The sequence below is a fragment of the Sphingobium sp. PNB genome, assembly GCF_019873065.1.
Taxonomy (GTDB): domain Bacteria; phylum Pseudomonadota; class Alphaproteobacteria; order Sphingomonadales; family Sphingomonadaceae; genus Sphingobium; species Sphingobium fuliginis.
Genome location: NZ_JAINEZ010000095.1, coordinates 1 through 18,330 on the forward strand (window position 1 = coordinate 1; position 18,330 = coordinate 18,330).

Consider the following 18,330-nt stretch of genomic DNA (forward strand, 5'->3'; position numbering starts at 1 on the left):
CGCCTGCTCCCCATCCGCCCCCAAAGCCGAAAACACCGCCGCTCCCACCGCCACCGGGCAAACCACCCTCCTCCCCCTCACCATCCACACCGCCAAAACCGCTCACCGCTTCACCGTCGAACTCGCCCTTACCGAACAGCAGCAGGAACAGGGCCTGATGTTCCGCAAGTCGCTTGCCCCCGATTCCGGGATGCTCTTCCCCATGTCCCCGCCCCGCACGGCCAGCTTCTGGATGAAGAACACGCTGATCCCGCTCGACATGCTGTTCATCCACACCGACGGCAGCATCGCCTTCCTGAAGGCCAACGCCGCCCCTTATTCCCGCGAGCCGGTCTCCGCCGGCATCCCGGTCGCCGCCGTCCTCGAACTGCGCGGCGGCAGGGCGGCGGAGCTGGGCATCAGGGAAGGCGACCGCGTCACCTGGGGCGATTGCCACCGGCCGTCCTCGTCAAACCCCCTCAATTTCTGCCCCCGCTGACCAGAACCGCCTTGCCAAGCGCCAGCCGCAACGGCTAAGCGCTTCGCCCATGGGAATCCTTGGCAAGATCTTCACCTGGTGGGATGGCGCGACCATCGGCACCTCGCTCTACACCTCCCGCAAGGGCACGAAGGTGGGTGAGGACCATCAGGGCAATGTCTATTATGAAGGCGGCACCGACCCCAATGGACTGACTCGGCGCTGGGTCATCTATAATGGCGCGAACGACGCCAGCCGCGTGCCCGCCGAATGGCATGGCTGGCTGCATCATTCGATCGAGGGCGCGCCGGAGAGTTTCCTGCCGCCCCCGCGCATCTGGGAAAGGGACTTCACCCCCAACGCCACCGGCACGGCCCAGGCCTACCGCCCCACCGGTGCGCTGGAAAAGGGTGGCCTGCGCCAGAAGGCGACCGGCGATTATGAGGCGTGGAGCCCCGACGCATCATGATGCGGCGCCCGGCGGGACGTTTCCTGCCGATTCTCGGCTGCACCCTGATACTGGCCGGTTGCGGCGGCGACGATCTGCCGACGCAGAACCAGGGCGGTCCTGTCCGCATCGAGGGGCAGAAGATCCGCAATGGCGACGAGTCTCCCCTCACCGGCACGCCGATGAACGAGCGGGTGGCGGTGATCGGCCTGCTCAACAAGCGCAACGGCATCACCACCGACCTGACGATGAAGCCGGGCGAAGCTCTGCGCGTGGGCGACGCCATTGTTCGGCTGCAGGCCTGCGAAACCACGGCGCCCTGGGAAAATGTGCAGGAAACCGGCGCCTTCGTTCAGCTCGACGTGCGCAGCACCGCCGACAATAAATGGCGCCGCAACTTTTCCGGCTGGCTGTTCCGGGAACGGCCCGACCGCAATGTCGTGCAGCACCCGGTCTACGACGTCTGGGTCAGGAGCTGCACGATGTCATGGCCGGAAACCGGTCCCGATACGGTGAAGCTGGGCGATAAGGGCGAAGTGTCGGACGGCGCGCGGGCCAAGGCGTCCCCGGCAAGCGGCGAAAATGCCAGCTCCGCCCAGACGCCGGAACCGGCCGCCAGCACGCCCCGCCCCGCCCCCAGCGCCACGCCGTCCAACGCGCCCGCCAATGATTGAAGATAGTCGCGCTGGCTGATTTCGATCGCACCCAATGACCGCAGATGATCGGTCATGAACTGGCAGTCGAGCAGGGTGAAACCGCCGAAACGCATGCGGGCGGTCAACCAGGCCAGCGCCACCTTCGACGCATCGGCGCGCCGCGACACCATGCTTTCCCCGAAAAAGGCCCGCCCCAGCGCCACGCCATAAAGGCCGCCCACCAGTTCCTCCCCCTCCCACACCTCAACGGAGTGGGCGAAACCTATTTCATGCAGATGGCGATAGGCACGCTCGATCGGATGGTTGATCCAGGTGGACGGGCGGTCCGGCGCGGCTTCTGCGCAGAGCCGGACGATGCCTGCGAAATCGCGATTGGCGGTGACCCGAAACCGCTCCCGCCGGATCGTCTTGGCCAGCGAATGGGAGATGTGGAAACCGTCGAGCGGCATGATCGCCCGTCGCTTCGGCTCGATCCAGTACACCTCCTCCGCCTCGCGGTCGTCGGACATGGGAAACACGCCGATCGCGTAAGCCTGCAACAGCACCAGCGGGTCAATCGTCATCAAAGAAAGACTTAACGCGAGACAGGGCAGCGCGCCAGTGCGACTTTCATTCCTTGGACCGCCTTGCAAAAACGGGAAGCCCCGTCCCGCGGTCGATGGAGCATCAACATGAGCGGTCTTAAGGCTGGGGCAGAAGCAGGCTGGAATCGCCATAGCTGTAGAAACGATAGCCGCCATCAATGGCGTGCCGATAGACCGACAGCATTTTCTCCGTACCCATCAAGGCGCTTACCAGCATGAACAAGGTCGATTTGGGCAGGTGGAAATTGGTCATCAACCCGTCGACTGCGCGGAAACGATAGCCCGGCGTGATGAATATCCGCGTCTCGTCCGCGAAAGGACGGATGATGCCGTCCTCCCCCGTCGCGCTTTCCAGCAGGCGCAGGCTGGTGGTGCCGACCGCGATCAGCCGGCCGCCGGCCGCCCGTGCGGCGTTGAGGCGGTCCGCCGTCGCCTGGTCGATCCGCCCCCATTCGGCATGCATCCGGTGATCGTCCGTATCGTCCGCCTTTACCGGCAGGAAGGTGCCGGCGCCGACATGCAGCGTCAGCGTTTCGGTCCGGACGCCGGCTTTTTCGACCGCTGCCATCAATTCGGGCGTGAAGTGCAACGCCGCCGTGGGGGCGGCGACCGCGCCGTCTTCCCGCGCGAACATGGTCTGGTAATCGCTGCGGTCGCGCTCGTCGGTCGGGCGCTTGCTGGCGATATAGGGGGGCAGCGGCATCCGGCCCGCCCGTTCCAGCAACAGCTCGACCGGCTCCTCACCCTCGAAGCAGAGCGTGACGCCACCGTCCTCGTCGCGCGGGCCGGCCACAGCGGTGACGCCATTGCCGAAGTCGATCCGGTCGCCATCGCGCACCCGCTTGGCGTTGCGGAGGAAGGCCTGCCATTGGCGCAGACCGAGCCGCTTGTGGAGCGTGGCGCCGACCCTGGCCTGGCCGCGCATCCCCTCCAATTGGGCGGGAATGACCCTGGTGTCGTTGAACACCAGCACGTCGCCGGCGCGCAGCAGGTCCGGCAGATCGCGCACGATCCGGTCCTGGAAGGGCGCGTCGCCGGGCACCAGCAGCAGCCGGGCCGCGTCGCGCGGGGAAGCAGGGCGAAGCGCGATGCTTTCAGGCGGGAGGTCGAAATCGAACAGATCTACGCGCATGGTCGAATGCTCTAGAACAGCATATCAAGTGCTCCTGCGAAGGCAGAAGCCCAGTTCAGGCGGCGGGACTGGGCTCCTGCCTTCGCAGGAGCACGCATTCACCCGGCCTGACTATTTCTTCTTCGGCGCAGCCGGCTTCCTTGCGGGCGCGGGCTTCTTCGCCGGCGGCGCGACGATCGAGGGTGCGGGCGGAGCAGGCGGCGTCGGCAGTGCCGTCACCGGCGGCCTGCCGTCGCTTTCGATCGAGGCCTGGAGGATGATGGTCGGATCGGCGGGCGGTTCGCCCTGATGGATGGCATCGACATATTGCATGCCCTCGATCACGCGGCCGAACACCGTATATTTCTTGTCGAGCTGCATGCGCGGCAGGAAGACGATGAAGAACTGGCTGTTCGCGCTGTCCTCGCTCTGGGCGCGGGCCATGGAGACGGTGCCGCGCAGATGCGGCATCGGATTGAATTCGGCCTTCAGGTCCGGCAGCGTCGACCCTCCGGTCCCGTCCCCCTTGGGGTCGCCGCCCTGCGCCATGAAGCCGGGAATGACGCGGTGGAATTTGAGCCCGTTGTAGAAGCCCTGGCGCGTCAGCTCCTTGATCCGCTCGACATGGCCGGGCGCGATGTCGGGACGCAACTGGATGCGTACGCGGCCGCCGCTCGACAGGTCCAGATCCCAGACATTCTGGGGATCGACAGGCACCGTGGCCGGCGGCAGCTTGGAAGCGGGGTCGAGGCCGAGTTGCTTGGCGGCCTGCTCCGCGCGCACGGCCGCCTCCTCCTTCTTCATCTCCTCGGCATTGCGCCCACCGCCGCCCTGGGCCAGGGCCGCGCCGCTCGATGCATAGAGAGCGAAACCGATCGCCACGGTCTTGAGCGCCGACGTGAACCGCATGAATGAAGCTTTCCTCAAATTTTGCCCAGGTGCGAACTTGCCCTGATAGCGCCCTCTTCGCGATTGGCAACTGAACGAAGGCTGAGTGGAGCCTTCAGCCCTGCCCTTTCAGGCCGATGGCGGCGACCCGCGCCTCCACTTCCTCGCGCACGGCGGGGCTGACGAATTTGTGGATCGGCCCGCCATAGAGCGCGATTTCCTTGACCAGACGGGAAGCGATCGGCTGCAACGACACGTCCGCCATCAGGAAAACGGTTTCGACCCGGCCGTTGATCTGCTGGTTCATCCCCGCCATCTGATATTCATATTCGAAGTCAGCGACGGCGCGTAGGCCCCGGATGATGACGCTCGCCCCCTGCGATTCGGCAAAGTCCATCAGCAGCGAGTTGAAGCCCGTGACGACGATTTCCGTGTCGATGCCCGCGCATTCGCGCCGCACCATATCCAGCCGTTCATCGTCGGAGAACATCGGAGATTTGGAGATGTTGGTGGTGACGCCGATCACCAGCTTGTCGACCAGCTTCGCGCCGCGCCGGATGATGTCCATATGACCCAAGGTGATCGGATCGAATGTCCCGGGATAGACCCCCACCCTCTGCTTGCTCATGCCCCTAACGATCCCTTTCCACGATATAGTCGGCAATGGCGCGCAGCAGGTCGGCCTCCGCCCCGAAGCCGTGCAGATGCGCCTTCGCCTGCTCGACCAGCAGGCGGCCCTGTTCCCGCGCCCGCTCCACCCCCAGCAGGGAGACGAAGGTTTCCTTCCCCGCCGCCGCGTCCTTGCCCAGCGCCTTGCCGGCGAGAACGGCGTCCCCCTCGACGTCGAGCAGGTCGTCCGCGATCTGGAAGGCAAGGCCGATGTCGCGGGCATAGCCGTGCAGGCGCGTCCGCCCCTCCGGCGGGATGCGGGCCATGATCGCCGCCGCATCGACGCAGAAGCCGATCAGCGCGCCGGTCTTCAACTGCTGGAGCCGCGTGACCGTGGGCAGGTCGAAGCTGGTCTTCTCCGCCTCCAGGTCCATCATCTGGCCGCCCGCCATGCCGCTGGTGCCGCTGGCGACGGCCAGCGCCTTCACCAGCTCGACCCGGACGAAAGGATCGGGATGCGTCTCCTCGTCCGCCAGCACTTCGAAAGCCAGATCGTGCAGGCAATCGCCCGCGAGGATCGCCGTCGCCTCGTCAAATGCCTTGTGCACGGTCGGCTTGCCCCGGCGAAGATCGTCGTCGTCCATCGCCGGAAGATCGTCATGCACCAGCGAGTAGACATGGATGCATTCCACCGCGACGCCGACCCGCAGCGCCGAATCCCGCGAGATGTTGAACAGGTCGCTGGCCGCCTGCACCAGCAGCGGACGCAGCCGCTTGCCTCCGCCCATGGCCGCGTGGCGCATCGCTTCGTGCAGGCGCCGGCGCGGGTCGTCGGGAACCGCCAGCAGCGCGTCGAACAGGCGGTCGATGTCGGCCGCCACCGCCGCAGCGCGGTCGGCCACCAGACCGATCGACCGAGGCGAGGCGGAGTCGGGTCCGCTCATGGCCGCCTCTCCCGCACGCTGCACGCTCAGTCCGAACCGAAGGGCTGAGCGCCGGTCACGGCGCCGCCGGCGTCGATCGTCAGCTTGGCGATGCGCGCTTCGGCCGCCTGCAGCCGTTCCATGCAGCGTTTCCGCAGTTCCTCGCCCTGCGAATAGAGTGAAATGGATTCGTCGAGCGGCACATCCCCGCTCTCCAGCCGCCGGACGATCGATTCGAGCGCGCGCAGCGCATCTTCGAACGACATCTGCGACGGATCGCCCTCATGGGTCATGCTGTCTTGCGCCATGTCCCTGCATTGGCGACCCCCGCCCGCCCGGTCAAGCCCGCATGGGTCCTGGGGGCCGATTCCGGCCGCCATTCACGAAAACGTCATGACGTCGCGCCACTGGCTGGCGGACTCGTGGCAGTTTTGCGTTGACGCTTGGCGTGGCTAGTGCACATAGAAGGACCGCTATGAAATATCATCTCCCCCTGATCTCCGTGGCGGCGCTTGCGCTGCTGTCCGCCTGCAACAAGAATGACGAACCCGAAGTGGTGGGCGGCCCCGCCGATCCCATGGCCGAAAAGCTGGCCAATGCCGCTCCCGTCGAACTGCCGCCGATGGTGAAGGAAAGCCATCAATATCGCTGCAAGGACAACAGCCTGATCTTCGTCGACTTCATGAGCGACGACAAGACGGTGAACGTGCGCACCGAAAAGGACGGCGCCCCCACGAAGCTGATCGCCGCCGAGGCGGGCAAGCCCTTCGAAGGCGGCGGCTTCAAGGTCGAGGGCTCGGGCAAGCAGATCACCGCCACCCTGCCGGGCAAGAGCGCGCTGAGCTGCAAGGCCTGATCCTTTCCGTTTTCCTGCAAGTGCGGGCCGGCCCTCCCCATGGAGGCCGGCCTTTTTCTTTGGAGTTTGCGAGGATGTGGCCAATCGACGCCATTCCCCCTTCCGCCTGCTGGAGAGGGAGTGGCTTGAACCGCCCAATCATGCGCGCCCGGACCGACGCGCTCAACGCAATTCCGGCTCTCCCACCTCGACCGGATCGGGGCCGAAGCGGTTGGGGCCCCGCGTGCCGCTCATGATGAAGAAGATCAGCAGGACGATGCTGCCGATGATCGGGAAGAAGACGATCAGCAGCCACCAGCCGCTGCGGTCGGTATCGTGCAGGCGGCGGACGGAAACCGCGATATGGGGAATGATCATCGCCAGCGTGAACAGCCCCGTCAGCGGACCGCCGCGGGTGCTGTAGCCCGCGCCCGCCCACCAGGGGCCGCGCTGGAACCAGTGATCGGTCGTGCTGAGGCCCAATATCCCCTCGACCATCGCGACGCCGATATAACAGAGCAGCAGGAACAGGACGAACATCCAATATTCGCGCGGCCGCGCCCGGCCCGAGAATTTGGCGTAGCGACGAAGCGGCAACAGCATCCATTCCATGGGCAACTCCCCTTTTTTTCGTCCGGCCGGGAAAGCTATCATGTTTTCGCCCGGGCGCGAGCCTCAGCATTGTCTATCGGGCGCTCCCCCGCTAAAGGCGCGCACATGTCCAGCACCGCATCCCAGATCACGCCGCAGGTCGTCGCAGACCATGGGCTTTCCCCGGAAGAATATGATCGCGTCCTGAACGCGCTCGGCCGGGAGCCGAATCTCACCGAACTCGGCATTTTCTCGGTGATGTGGTCGGAGCATTGCTCTTACAAAAGTTCGCGAATCCATCTGAAGAAGCTGCCCACGGAAGGGCCGCAGGTCATTTGCGGCCCCGGTGAAAATGCGGGCGTGGTGGACATCGGGGACGGCCAGGCCGCGATCTTCAAGATGGAGAGCCACAACCATCCCAGCTATATCGAACCCTATCAGGGCGCGGCGACGGGCGTGGGCGGCATTTTGCGCGACGTCTTCACCATGGGCGCGCGGCCGGTGGCGAACATGAACGCGCTGCGCTTCGGGCGGCCCGACCATCCGAAGATGAAGCACCTCATCAGCGGCGTGGTGCATGGCATTGGCGGCTACGGCAATTGCGTCGGCGTGCCGACCGTGGGCGGCGAGGTGAATTTCCATCCCGCCTATGACGGCAACATCCTGGTCAATGCGATGACCGTGGGCGTCGCGGAAACGGACAAGATCTTCTATTCCGCCGCTTCGGGCATCGGCAATCCGATCGTCTATGTGGGTTCGAAGACCGGCCGCGACGGCATCCATGGCGCGACCATGGCCTCGGCGGACTTCGGCGACGACGCCGACGCCAAGCGCCCGACGGTGCAGGTCGGCGATCCCTTCACCGAAAAGTTGCTGATCGAAGCCTGCCTCGAACTCATGGCATCCGACGCGATCGTCGCGATCCAGGACATGGGCGCGGCGGGCCTCACCTCCTCCTCGGTGGAAATGGCGTCCAAGGGCGGCGTCGGCATCCAGCTCAACATGGACGATGTGCCGCAGCGCGAAACCGGCATGACCGCCTATGAGATGATGCTGTCGGAGTCGCAGGAGCGCATGCTCATGGTGCTCCAGCCGGGCAAGGAAGCCTTTGCCGAAGCCATTTTCCGCAAGTGGGAGCTGGACTTCGCCGTGATCGGCCATGTGACGGATACCGGCCGCATGGTGCTGGTCCACAAGGGCGAGACGGTGTGCGACATTCCGCTGGCCCCGCTGGCCGACGATGCGCCGCTCTACGACCGTCCGGCGATGGCGAAGGATGAATATAAGGCCTGGTCGGGCGTGCAGCCCTTGGGCGGGATCAGCGAGAGCGCCGACATCGGCGCCGATCTCGTCAGGCTCATGGGATCGCCCGACATCGCCTCTCGCCGCTGGATCTGGGAGCAGTACGACCATATGGTGGGCGCCGACACGGTGCAGCGCCCCGGCGGCGACGCGGCGGTAGTGCGCGTCCATGGCACGCGGAAGGGCATCGCGATCAGCACCGACTGCACGCCGCGCTATTGCTATGCGGACCCCTATGAGGGCGGCAAGCAGGCGATCGCGGAATGCTATCGCAACATCAGCGCCGTCGGCGCGACGCCGCTCGCCGTCACCAATTGCCTGAACTTCGCCAATCCGCAGCGGCCAGAGATCATGGCGCAGTTCACCGGCTGCCTGGAAGGCATGGGGGAGGCTTGCCGCGCGCTGGATTTCCCGATCGTTTCGGGCAATGTCAGCCTGTACAATGAATCCAAGGCGACCGGCGGCGGATCGGCGATCCTGCCCACCCCGGCGATCGGCGGCATCGGCCTGCTCCAGGACATCGACGGGATGGCGACCGTGGCCTTCAAGAATGAGGGCGACGCCATCTGGCTGATCGGCGGGGAAGGCAGCCATCTCGGCCAGTCGATCTGGCTGCGCGAGATTGCCGGCCGGGAAGCGGGCGAGGCGCCGAAGGTCGATCTGGCGGCGGAGCGTGCCCATGCCGAAACCGTCCGGGCGCTGATCGCGGAAGGCAAGGTCAATGCGGTGCATGACATTTCCGACGGCGGCCTGCTGGTCGCGGTGACGGAAATGGCGCTGGCCGGGAAGATCGGCGCGGAGCTGAGCATCGTCCTTACGACCGCCAGCGCCTTTGGCGAGGATCAGGGCCGGTACATCGTCGCCGCCGCCCAGGGGGTGGACATTCCAGGCGCGCTTCGCATCGGCACGACTGGCGGCGACAAGGTGGCGGGCGTGGCGCTGGCGGACCTGCGCAGCGCCCATGAGGGCTTCTTCCCGACACTGATGGACGCTGAACTTTAAAGAATAGAAATGACGTGCTCCTGCGCCGGCAGGAGCACGCTGCGCTGAATGCGCTGAAGATGTCCATTCCGAGGAGTCCCGCCATGGCCTTTACCGCGAAGATCCTCCTTCTGGGCTCGGGCGAACTGGGTCGTGAATTCGTGATCTCCGCCAAGCGCCTGGGCGCGCAGGTCATCGCCTGCGACAGCTATGCGGGCGCGCCTGCCATGCAGGTGGCGGACGGGTTTGAAGTCTTCTCCATGCTTGACGCCGACCTGCTCGCCAAAGCCATTGAAAAGCATCGGCCCGACTTCGTGGTCCCCGAAATCGAGGCGATCCGCACCGAGGTCCTGGCCGATTTCGAGGCGCGCGGCGTGACGGTCGTCCCTTCGGCCCGCGCCACCATCATGACCATGAACCGCGACCGCATTCGCGAAGTCGCCGCGGTCGAACTGGGGCTGCGCACCTCCCGCTATCGCTACGCCGAAACGCTGGAGGAAGTGCGGGCGGGGGCGGCGCATACCGGCCTTCCCTGCGTCATCAAGCCGGTCATGTCCTCATCCGGCAAGGGCCAGAGCACGGTCCGCACGATTGAGGAACTGGAAGCCGCCTGGGACTATGCAGTCGCGAACATGCGCGGCGACCGCAGCCGGGTGATCGTCGAGGAATTCATCGCCTTCGACTATGAGATCACGCTGCTGACCGTGCGCAGCCGTGACGGCGTCAGCTTCTGTCCGCCTATCGGCCATTGGCAGGAACGCGGCGATTATCAGGAAAGCTGGCAGCCCACGCCCATGTCCGGCGGCGCGCTGGCCGCCGCCCAGGACATGGCGCGCAAGGTGGTCGACAATCTGGGCGGCTACGGCATTTTCGGCGTGGAATTCTTCGTGAAGGGAGAGGATGTCATCTTCTCCGAACTCTCGCCCCGGCCGCACGATACCGGCATGGTGACCCTGATCTCCCAGAACTGGAGCGAATTCGATCTTCACGCCCGCGCGATCATGGGCCTGCCGGTGCCGGAAGTGACGCTGCATGGGGCCGCGGCTTCGGCGGTGATATTGGCGGATCGGGAATCGGATGACTTTCGGTTCGAAGGATTGGCCGAAGCGCTCTCGACGCCCGGTGGGGAAGTCGATCTGCGGCTGTTCGGCAAGCCGACGACCCGCCCCTATCGCCGCATGGGCGTCGCCCTGGCCCGCGCGGTCGACGCAGACCAGGCCCGCGCCGTCGCGGCCGAGGCTGCATCGAGAGTGCGGATCATCCATGGTCGATAGGGCGGTTTCCCGCCATTAGGCCCCTCGCCTTGAAGGGGAGGTGCCAACATCCGCAACTGGCCCAATCTTGCCAATCCTGCATGGCGTCCCAACATGCGTCCCGACCCCGAAGCAAGGAGCCTTTCATGACCATCACCCGCCGCGTCACCGTGCATGAAGGCCCTGGCGGTCAGTTCGAGAGCATGGCCGTGTTCGACGATGCCGCCGCCGCTCCGCGTCCGGCCATCCTGCTTTTCCCCAATGTTCTGGGCACCAAGGAGGCCGATTTCGCCTATGCCGAAAAGGTCGCGGCGATCGGTTACACCGTGCTCGTCTCGGATGTGTTCGGCCAGGGCAAGCGGACCAGCCGCGCCGATCCGGACATGGGCCGCTACATGGCCGAACTCAATGATGACCGCATTTTGCTGCGGGACCGGACGAACGCCGCCCATGCGCTGCTGAAATCGCTCGATGAGGCGGACGAGAGCCGCACTGCTGCGATCGGCTTCTGCTTCGGCGGCAAATGCGTGCTCGACCTTGCCCGTTCAGGAGCGGATATTGCAGGCGGCGTCAGCTTCCACGGCGTCTATGATGCGCCGCCCCTTCCCCATGCGAAGATCACCGCGCGGCTGCTGATCTGCCACGGCTGGGACGACCCGATCGCGCCGCCGGAAGCCACGGTCGCACTGGCGAAGGAACTGACCGAAGCGGGATGCGATTGGCAGATCCATGCCTATGGCCATACCGGGCACGCCTTCACCGACCATGACGCGAAGATGCCCGAAAGGGGCCTGGCCTATAATCCCGAAGCCGACCGCCGCAGCTTCCGCGCGATGGCCGATTTCCTGGGCGATCTCTTCGGCTGAACCGCGGCCGGCCTGGTTCAGATTTCGTCGATCATCTCCGCCAGCACGCCCAGGCAGTCCTTGGCGAGTTGGATCGACCGCGCCGGCGACCAGCCGAAATCGGCGTCCGGCAAGTCGTCATTATCCTTGAACGGCATTTCCAGCGTCATTGCCACGGCGCCGAAGCGCTCGGCCAACTGGTTGGTGGACATGGACAGGTTCGCCTTGCCCGCCGGCGCGGTGGGATAGCCCTTCCTCGTCTGGAAATCGGGCGTCCGGGCGGCCAGCGTGTCGCGATAGCGGCGATACAAGGCCGACTGCCGCTCCGTGATGGAGGGGATGCCCTCGAATCCGGCCAGGAACACGGCCGCGATCGCCTCGTCGCCATGCACGTCCATGGCGAAATCGACCCCGACCTCATCCATCGCTCCGCGCACCAGGAACACCTCCGGACTCTTCTCCATCGACGGCTCATGCCATTCGCGGTTGAGGTTGATGCCCACGGCGTTGGTCCGCAAATGGCCGCGACGGCTGCCGTCCGGATTCATGTTCGGCACGATGTAGAAGGTCGCCTCCCTGCGCAGCAGCCGCGCCACGGCGTCCTCCTCGTCGCAGAGCCGCTCCAGCGCGCCCTCCATCCACCATTCGGCCATGCTTTCGCCCGGATGCTGTCGGGCGTAGAGCCAGACCTTCTTCGGCCCCTCGCCCAGCACCAGCAGGTCGAGCGGTTGCCCGTCCAGCGTCAGCCCCAGTTCGCGATGCTCCACCCCCGGCTGGGACGCCGCCCAGGCGACCAGATCATGGTGCCGTTCCATCGAATAGGGCGCGAAATAGGCGAGCCACACCGCATTGCTGTCGGGCGACAGACGGATCGTCAGCGTCCCGTCGGCATAGCCGGTGTCCGCCAGCAGCCAATTCTCCCGATCCTCGCTATAGCGCGCCTTATAGCCTGGCCAGCCGTCGGGATAGGCCGACGCGCCGCAATTGACGATCGCCAGTTCGACTTCCCGCCCGGCCACGCCAGCCACGCGGAAGTGGAACCATTGGTAGAAGTCGCTCTGCCGGTCCTTGACGATCTCCAGCTCGGCGCGGACGCCTGCGGACGTGGCGGAAATGGAAAGAACGCGAATATTGCCGCTGTCGAAGGCACTTGTGATCGAGATGCTCATCTGACGGTTATAGTCCGCCCCGATTCGCCCGGATAGCCCCCCAGCAATGCCGTCGCCAGCTTCTGCGCCGCCAGACCCGGCTGCGATGCGGGCGTTCCCTCCCGCGCCCCGGTCTGCGCCCGGCCCTCCCAGATAGTGGTCGAATCGGCGCGGCGGCGTATCTGCACCTGCAATTCGGTGAAGACCTGCCCCTTGGGCTTGCCCGACAGGTTGATGCCGATGCCCAGCCCCAGGCCGGAATAGCCGCCGCTGCCCACGGCGCCGCCCACGCCGACGCTTACCGGCTTGCCATTGGCGCCATAGCTTTCGGGTTCGCGGAAGGTGCGGCGGAAACTCACCAGCGCGACATAGTCGCTCTTCGCCCCCTGTGCGGCCGTGGTGAAGCCCACGCGCTGCAATTCCTGCTCGACCGCGGCGGCATAGGTGCGGAATTCCAGGCCGACATCGGGGTTGCCGGCCATTTCCTCGACGGCGATGGTCCCGTTGCGCGCCGGATCGTCGATATGGAACCGCGTCACCTCCACGGGTGGAACAGCCGTGGCGCAGCCGCTGAGCCCCAGGGCCAGCAGGGACGGAAGGACGATCTTCTTCAACATGGACGGATTCGACATGGATGGCACTCCAGGGGATGAACAGCCTCTACACGACACCGCGCCGCTAATCCCTTAAAAGCGTCAAGCCACGGATTTGCTGCACGCAGGATGAACGGCGCGGCGATGGAGCGAAAAGCGGGCGGCCGCCCTTGACTTTCGGCCGTCCCGCCCATAGGGGCTGCGCTTCGATTTTCGATCACGCAAGATTCATTCAAAGGCTGGTTCCATGAAGATCCGCAATTCGCTCAAGTCGCTCAAGGGCCGTCACCGGGATAACCGCGTGATCCGCCGTCGCGGCCGCACCTATGTCATCAACAAGACCAACCGCCGCTTCAAGGCCCGCCAGGGCTGATTCATGGCGGATATTGCCGCCGTCGTCTTTGACGTTGGCAATGTCTTGTATCACTGGACCCCAAGGGTTCTGTACGAGCGCCTGATCGATGACGATCGGGCGCTCGATGCGTTTCTCCGCGACGTGGTGACGCTGGACTGGCACTTCCAGCATGACCAGGGCCGCCCCTTCGCGGAAACCAGCGCAGAGCTGATCGCGCGCCATCCCGAACATGCGGCGCTGATTCGCCTCTGGGGCGAGAAGTTCATCGACAGCGTAGGACCAGCAGTCGAGGGCATGCCGGAGATCGTCCTTGAATTGCACGAGGGCGGCATTCCGCTCTTCGCCATCACCAATTTCAGCCATGAATTCTGGGCGCCATTCCATGCTCGGGAGTCGGCGCTGTTCGCCCCCTTCCGCGACATCGTGGTCTCCGGCGCGGAAAAGCTGGTGAAGCCCGACCCCGCGATCTACCGGCTGGCGCTGGAGCGATTCGGTTTGAGCGCGGAACAGGCGCTGTTCATTGATGACCGCGAGGAAAATGTCCTGGCGGCCGAGGTGGAAGGCATGCGCGGCCACCTGTTCCGCGATGCGGCGACGCTGCGCCGGGAACTGGCAGAACTGGCGTTGCTTCGAAGCCCAACCGTCTAAGCTGGACGTGCCCCTGCGAAGGCAGGAGCACGACCCTCAGGACCGATCGGCATTCAGCCCTCGTCCCGGCCCCTGAGCTCATCTCCGCGAATCGCGGCCACATGCAGCACATTGGTCGACCCCGGCGTCCCGAAAGGCACGCCGGCCAGCACGACGATCTTGCCGCCCTTCTCGACCATATCGTGGCGCAGCGCCATGCGGCGGGCCTTGCCGATCATCTCCTCGAACGTGCCGATGTCCTTGGTCCGGACGGCATGCACGCCCCAGGTCAGCCCCAGCTTGCGCGCCGTATCCTGCCGGGGCGTCAGCGCCAGGATCGGTGTCATCGGCCGCTCGCGCGCCACGCGGCGCACGGTGCTGCCCGAAGAGGTGAAGCAGGTTATCGCGCTCGCCCCGACGACGGACACGATGCTGCCGGCGCCCTCCGCCAGCGCATCGGCGGTGGTGGGATCGGGCTTCGTCTCGGTATAGTGCAGCCGCCCGAAATAGCCCGGGTCGCGCTCCACGCTATGGGCGATGCTGTCCATCATCGTCACCGCCTCGACCGGCCAGTCGCCCGCCGCCGTTTCCGCCGACAGCATGATCGCGTCGGCCCCGTCATAGACCGCGGTCGCGACATCGGACACTTCGGCGCGGGTGGGCGTCGGCGCCTTGATCATGGATTCCAGCATCTGCGTCGCCACCACGACGGGCCGACCCATGCGGCGCGCGGTCGCCACGATCTGCTTCTGCAGCGGCGGCACCGCCTGGGGCGGCAGTTCCACGCCAAGGTCGCCCCGCGCCACCATCACGCCGTCGGCCAGTTCGATGATCTCCTCCAGCCGCTGGACAGCCGCCGGCTTCTCGATCTTCGCCATCAGTGCGCCATAGCCGCCCATCAGCTTGCGCGCCTCGGCCAGGTCTTCCGGCCGCTGGACGAAGCTCAGGGCGATCCAGTCGCAGCCCTGCTCGACCGCGAAGCTCAGGTCGCGCCGGTCCTTTTCGGTCAGCGCCGGCACCGGCACGACCACATCGGGCACGTTCACGCCCTTGCGGTTGGAAAGGGTACCGCCGACCTCGACCACCGTGTCGATGCGATCCTCCGCCACCTTCTTGACCCGCAGCACCATCTTGCCGTCGTCCAGCAACAGCCGGGTTTCGGGCACCAGAGCCGCATAGATCTCCGGATGGGGCAGGTTGACCCGCGTCGCATCGCCCGGCGCAGGATCGCTGTCGAACACGAAGGCCGCGCCCGTTTCCAGCACTGCCAGCCCGCGATCGAAGGTCCCGACGCGCAGCTTCGGCCCCTGAAGGTCGCCCAGGATTGTCGTAGGACGTCCGAATTCCTTTTCCAGCGCCCGGATCGTCGCGATGCGCGCGGCATGATCCTCATGCGCGCCATGGCTCATATTGATGCGGAAAGCGTCGGCCCCGGCGACGAACAGCGCCCGGATCATTTCCGGGCTGTCGCTCGCGGGGCCAAGGGTCGCCAATATGCGGACCTTGCGCGAACGGGGCGGTAATTTCGTCATTCCTCTTGTCTCCTGGCCGTCATGGTCGCCTCTGGTTTGCCAGGGCGCGGTTTTCGATTATCCGTGCTGCACGACAGGATGATGATCAGCGAAAGGTTCGCCGTGAGCGATAACATACTCAGTGATGCGGTTGCCGCAACCGCCTTCCGACGGCTGGTGGCGCATTTGCAGCACCGCACCGATGTCCAGAATATCGACCTGATGGGAACGGCGGGCTTCTGCCGCAACTGCCTGGCCGACTGGATCGCGGAGGCGGACGGCACGATCGGCAGGGAGGAAGCGCGGGAGATCATCCATGGCATGCCCTTTGCCGAATGGAAATCCCGCCATCAGGGCGAGGCGACGCCGGAACAGATCGCCCGCATGCAGGAGAGTGTGGCGAAGAACGCCGACAATCATTAGAGGCAGGCGCCGACCGATTCATCAACCGATTCACACTTACTGGAGATTCCCATGAGCGATGGCAATGTCGCCGCCGAACAGCTACGCCTCTTCATCGAGCGCATTGAGCGCCTGGAAGAGGAAAAGAAGGGCATCGCGGACGATATAAAGGACGTCTATCTGGAGGCGAAGGCCAATGGCTATGACGTGAAGACGATGCGGTCCATCGTCCGCCTGCGCAAGATGGAGCGCAATGCCCGCATGGAAGCCGAAGCGCTGCTGGAAACATACAAGACGGCGCTGGGCATCGAATAGATCGCAGCGCGGGGAGAGAGCGTCCATGACCGGGATCATCGTCAGCACCACCCCTTCGCTGGAAGGCCGGCCTGCGAAGGAATATCTCGGCATCGTCACCGGCGAGGTGATCGTGGGCGCAAACCTGTTCCGCGACCTGTTCGCCAGCGTGCGCGACATCGTCGGCGGGCGCTCGGGCGCCTATGAGGACGTGCTCCAGCGTGCCCGCGAACAGGCGATCGCGGAAATGCGCACCCGCGCCGCGGCGCTGGGCGCCAATGCGGTCGTCGGCGTCGACCTGGATTATGAGACCGTCGGGTCCAGCGGGTCGATGCTGATGGTGACCGCCTCGGGCACCGCGATCCTCGTCTGACATTGCGCATCGAGGGCGCGCTCGCTAGAGAGCCCGCATCGAACAAACAGACAAGTCAGGAGCAGGCCGTGGCCGGCCATAGCAAATTCAAGAACATCATGCATCGCAAGGGCGCGCAGGACAAGAAGCGCTCCTCGATGTTCTCCAAGCTGTCGCGCGAAATCACCGTGGCGGCGAAGATGGGCATGCCCGATCCGGACATGAACCCGCGCCTCCGCCTTGCGGTCAACGCCGCCAAGGCGCAGTCCATGCCAAAGGACAATATCCAGCGCGCGATCGACAAGGCGATCGGCGGCGACATGGAGAATTACGAGGAAATCCGTTACGAGGGCTATGGTCCCGGCGGCGTGGCCATCATCGTCGAGGCGCTGACCGACAACCGCAACCGCACCGCGACCAACGTCCGCACGGCCTTTTCCAAGAATGGCGGCAATCTGGGCGCTTCGGGCGCGGTCAGCCACGGTTTCGACCGCATGGGCCTCATCACCTATCCGGCGAGCGCGGGCGATGCCGACGCGATCTTCGAAGCGGCGCTGGAAGCGGGTGCGGACGACGTCTCCTCGAACGAGGACGAGCATGAGATCTGGACCGCCATGGACGCGCTGCACGAAGTCGCCAGGGCGCTGGAGGCCAAGCTCGGTCCGGCCGAAGGCGCCAAGCTCGCATGGAAGCCGCAGACCACCGTCGAGGTGGACGAGAGCAATGCGGCGACGCTGATGAAGCTGGTCGACACGCTGGAAGACGATGACGACGTCCAGACCGTCTGGGGCAATTACGAAGTTTCCGACGAAGTCATGGAGAAGCTGGGTTGATCCTTCCCCTTCCCTCTCCCCTGCGGGGAGAGGGTTGCGAAGCCCTGGCGGCCCTGCCGCTCGGGCGAAGCCGGGAGGGCGCGGCAGCCGACGCGCCCGGTCCGGTCTCCCTCCAGACGGGCCTGTCCGGCGGGCCGGCGAGCCTCCCTGCGCTCTCCCGTGAAGGGACGAGGGGAATATCATGATCATCCTGGGCCTGGACCCGGGCCTTGGCACGACCGGCTGGGGCCTGATCGCCGCGGACGGCAACCGCCTCACCCATATCTCCAACGGCCAGATCAAGACCGATTCAGGCATGGCGCTGGCCAGCCGGCTGCTGGTGCTCGATCTGGCGCTGACCGACCTCATCCTCGAACACCAACCCAATGGCGCGGCTGTCGAAGAGGTGTTCCTCAACGTGAACCCGCAATCGACGCTCAAACTCGGCCAGGCCCGTGGCGTGGTGCTGCTGGCGGCTTCGCGATCCGGCATGGAAGTGGGCGAATATGCCGCCCGGCTCGTCAAGAAATCTGTGGTCGGCGTCGGCAATGCATCGAAGGAGCAGGTCCACGCCATGGTCTCCCGTCTCCTCCCCGGCGCAAAGATCGCCGGCCCCGATGCCTCGGACGCCCTGGCCGTAGCGATCACGCACGCCCATCATCTGGCCAGCGCACGAAGGATTCCGCGGAAGTAGAAGGGTGGGGCGATCCGGGGCGGGAACTGGCCAATTCAGGACATTCCCCTCCCGTAAAC

At 65.4% G+C, this 18,330-nt stretch carries 23 protein-coding genes and 1 pseudogene; 14 read left to right on the forward strand and 10 right to left on the reverse strand.

Translation table 11 applies throughout. The annotated features are described in order from the left end of the window. The 3 genes and pseudogenes from K7W03_RS22680 to K7W03_RS28250 all read left to right on the forward strand — a co-directional run. Positions 1-478: DUF192 domain-containing protein (locus K7W03_RS22680; RefSeq protein WP_226870424.1), on the forward strand; the 478-nt coding region annotated here is incomplete at its 5' end. 49 nt (positions 479-527) lie between these two features. Then, the gene (locus tag K7W03_RS22685) at positions 528-926 is read left to right on the forward strand and encodes an NADH:ubiquinone oxidoreductase subunit NDUFA12 (RefSeq protein ID WP_025547500.1); all 399 of its coding nucleotides are present in this window, start codon (positions 528-530) and stop codon (positions 924-926) included. A 227-nt stretch (positions 927-1,153) separates the two neighbouring features. Then, positions 1,154-1,324 (forward strand): annotated as a pseudogene (locus tag K7W03_RS28250) (DUF2155 domain-containing protein); the annotation flags it as partial. 35 nt (positions 1,325-1,359) lie between these two features. Here the strand turns inward: K7W03_RS28250 and aat are convergent. The 6 genes from aat to K7W03_RS22720 all read right to left on the reverse strand — a co-directional run bounded on the left by aat (position 1,360) and on the right by K7W03_RS22720 (position 5,984). Further along, entirely contained in the window at positions 1,360-2,124 is a 765-nt protein-coding gene (aat, locus tag K7W03_RS22695) for a leucyl/phenylalanyl-tRNA--protein transferase (protein WP_076605760.1), read from the reverse strand. A gap of 118 nt (positions 2,125-2,242) precedes the next feature. Continuing rightward, positions 2,243-3,277, reverse strand: a complete 1,035-nt coding sequence (queA, locus tag K7W03_RS22700; protein ID WP_222887395.1) for a tRNA preQ1(34) S-adenosylmethionine ribosyltransferase-isomerase QueA — start codon at positions 3,275-3,277, stop codon at positions 2,243-2,245. 111 nt (positions 3,278-3,388) lie between these two features. Further along, positions 3,389-4,165 (reverse strand): peptidylprolyl isomerase, encoded by a 777-nt coding sequence (locus tag K7W03_RS22705; RefSeq protein ID WP_025547505.1) that lies wholly within the window; start codon positions 4,163-4,165, stop codon positions 3,389-3,391. Between the two features lie 94 nt (positions 4,166-4,259). Then, a complete protein-coding gene (gene coaD / locus K7W03_RS22710) occupies positions 4,260-4,772 on the reverse strand; it encodes a pantetheine-phosphate adenylyltransferase (RefSeq protein ID WP_025547507.1) in 513 nt (170 codons plus the stop codon). Positions 4,773-4,776: 4 nt separating this feature from the next. Further along, entirely contained in the window at positions 4,777-5,697 is a 921-nt protein-coding gene (locus K7W03_RS22715; protein WP_222887396.1) for a polyprenyl synthetase family protein, read from the reverse strand. A gap of 26 nt (positions 5,698-5,723) precedes the next feature. Continuing rightward, entirely contained in the window at positions 5,724-5,984 is a 261-nt protein-coding gene (locus K7W03_RS22720; RefSeq protein ID WP_025547511.1) for an exodeoxyribonuclease VII small subunit, read from the reverse strand. 167 nt (positions 5,985-6,151) lie between these two features. Between K7W03_RS22720 and K7W03_RS22725 the strand changes: the two genes are divergently transcribed. Then, positions 6,152-6,532: a hypothetical protein gene (locus K7W03_RS22725; protein WP_222887397.1), complete on the forward strand. Its 381-nt coding sequence runs from the start codon at positions 6,152-6,154 to the stop codon at positions 6,530-6,532. A 162-nt stretch (positions 6,533-6,694) separates the two neighbouring features. Here K7W03_RS22725 and K7W03_RS22730 read toward each other — a convergent pair whose 3' ends face one another. Continuing rightward, complete coding sequence (locus K7W03_RS22730) at positions 6,695-7,123, reverse strand: DUF805 domain-containing protein (protein ID WP_025547513.1); 429 nt, start codon at positions 7,121-7,123, stop codon at positions 6,695-6,697. A gap of 105 nt (positions 7,124-7,228) precedes the next feature. On the opposite strand from K7W03_RS22730, the gene purL reads away from it, so the two are divergent. From purL to K7W03_RS22745, 3 genes are all read left to right on the forward strand, one after another. Continuing rightward, a complete protein-coding gene (purL, locus tag K7W03_RS22735) occupies positions 7,229-9,406 on the forward strand; it encodes a phosphoribosylformylglycinamidine synthase subunit PurL (RefSeq protein ID WP_222887398.1) in 2,178 nt (725 codons plus the stop codon). An 83-nt stretch (positions 9,407-9,489) separates the two neighbouring features. Continuing rightward, complete coding sequence (gene purT, locus K7W03_RS22740; RefSeq protein ID WP_222887399.1) at positions 9,490-10,659, forward strand: formate-dependent phosphoribosylglycinamide formyltransferase; 1,170 nt, start codon at positions 9,490-9,492, stop codon at positions 10,657-10,659. 125 nt (positions 10,660-10,784) lie between these two features. Next, positions 10,785-11,504 (forward strand): dienelactone hydrolase family protein, encoded by a 720-nt coding sequence (locus K7W03_RS22745; protein WP_222887400.1) that lies wholly within the window; start codon positions 10,785-10,787, stop codon positions 11,502-11,504. A gap of 17 nt (positions 11,505-11,521) precedes the next feature. Here K7W03_RS22745 and K7W03_RS22750 read toward each other — a convergent pair whose 3' ends face one another. Continuing rightward, positions 11,522-12,652 (reverse strand): M14-type cytosolic carboxypeptidase, encoded by a 1,131-nt coding sequence (locus K7W03_RS22750; protein WP_222887401.1) that lies wholly within the window; start codon positions 12,650-12,652, stop codon positions 11,522-11,524. Next, the gene (locus tag K7W03_RS22755; RefSeq protein WP_082718712.1) at positions 12,649-13,263 is read right to left on the reverse strand and encodes a DUF4136 domain-containing protein; all 615 of its coding nucleotides are present in this window, start codon (positions 13,261-13,263) and stop codon (positions 12,649-12,651) included. The genes K7W03_RS22750 and K7W03_RS22755 overlap by 4 nt, the downstream gene beginning before the upstream one ends. Before the next feature lie 208 nt (positions 13,264-13,471). Between K7W03_RS22755 and ykgO the strand changes: the two genes are divergently transcribed. Continuing rightward, positions 13,472-13,597: a type B 50S ribosomal protein L36 gene (gene ykgO, locus K7W03_RS22760; RefSeq protein ID WP_004210176.1), complete on the forward strand. Its 126-nt coding sequence runs from the start codon at positions 13,472-13,474 to the stop codon at positions 13,595-13,597. A 3-nt stretch (positions 13,598-13,600) separates the two neighbouring features. After that, complete coding sequence (locus tag K7W03_RS22765; RefSeq protein WP_222887402.1) at positions 13,601-14,227, forward strand: HAD family hydrolase; 627 nt, start codon at positions 13,601-13,603, stop codon at positions 14,225-14,227. A 53-nt stretch (positions 14,228-14,280) separates the two neighbouring features. Here K7W03_RS22765 and pyk read toward each other — a convergent pair whose 3' ends face one another. After that, a complete protein-coding gene (gene pyk / locus K7W03_RS22770; protein WP_025547524.1) occupies positions 14,281-15,738 on the reverse strand; it encodes a pyruvate kinase in 1,458 nt (485 codons plus the stop codon). 102 nt (positions 15,739-15,840) lie between these two features. Between pyk and K7W03_RS22775 the strand changes: the two genes are divergently transcribed. The 5 genes from K7W03_RS22775 (at position 15,841) to ruvC (ending at position 18,271) form a co-directional block, all read left to right on the forward strand. Continuing rightward, a complete protein-coding gene (locus K7W03_RS22775; RefSeq protein ID WP_025547525.1) occupies positions 15,841-16,140 on the forward strand; it encodes a DUF1244 domain-containing protein in 300 nt (99 codons plus the stop codon). A 51-nt stretch (positions 16,141-16,191) separates the two neighbouring features. Then, complete coding sequence (locus K7W03_RS22780; RefSeq protein ID WP_007688707.1) at positions 16,192-16,434, forward strand: DUF2312 domain-containing protein; 243 nt, start codon at positions 16,192-16,194, stop codon at positions 16,432-16,434. A gap of 25 nt (positions 16,435-16,459) precedes the next feature. After that, a complete protein-coding gene (locus K7W03_RS22785) occupies positions 16,460-16,786 on the forward strand; it encodes a heavy metal-binding domain-containing protein (RefSeq protein WP_173664360.1) in 327 nt (108 codons plus the stop codon). A gap of 68 nt (positions 16,787-16,854) precedes the next feature. Continuing rightward, positions 16,855-17,598 carry a YebC/PmpR family DNA-binding transcriptional regulator gene (locus K7W03_RS22790; protein ID WP_007688711.1) on the forward strand — a complete coding sequence of 248 codons (744 nt, stop codon included), beginning with the start codon at positions 16,855-16,857 and terminating at the stop codon, positions 17,596-17,598. 181 nt (positions 17,599-17,779) lie between these two features. Next, positions 17,780-18,271, forward strand: a complete 492-nt coding sequence (gene ruvC, locus K7W03_RS22795) for a crossover junction endodeoxyribonuclease RuvC (protein WP_025547533.1) — start codon at positions 17,780-17,782, stop codon at positions 18,269-18,271. Positions 18,272-18,330 lie beyond the last annotated feature (59 nt).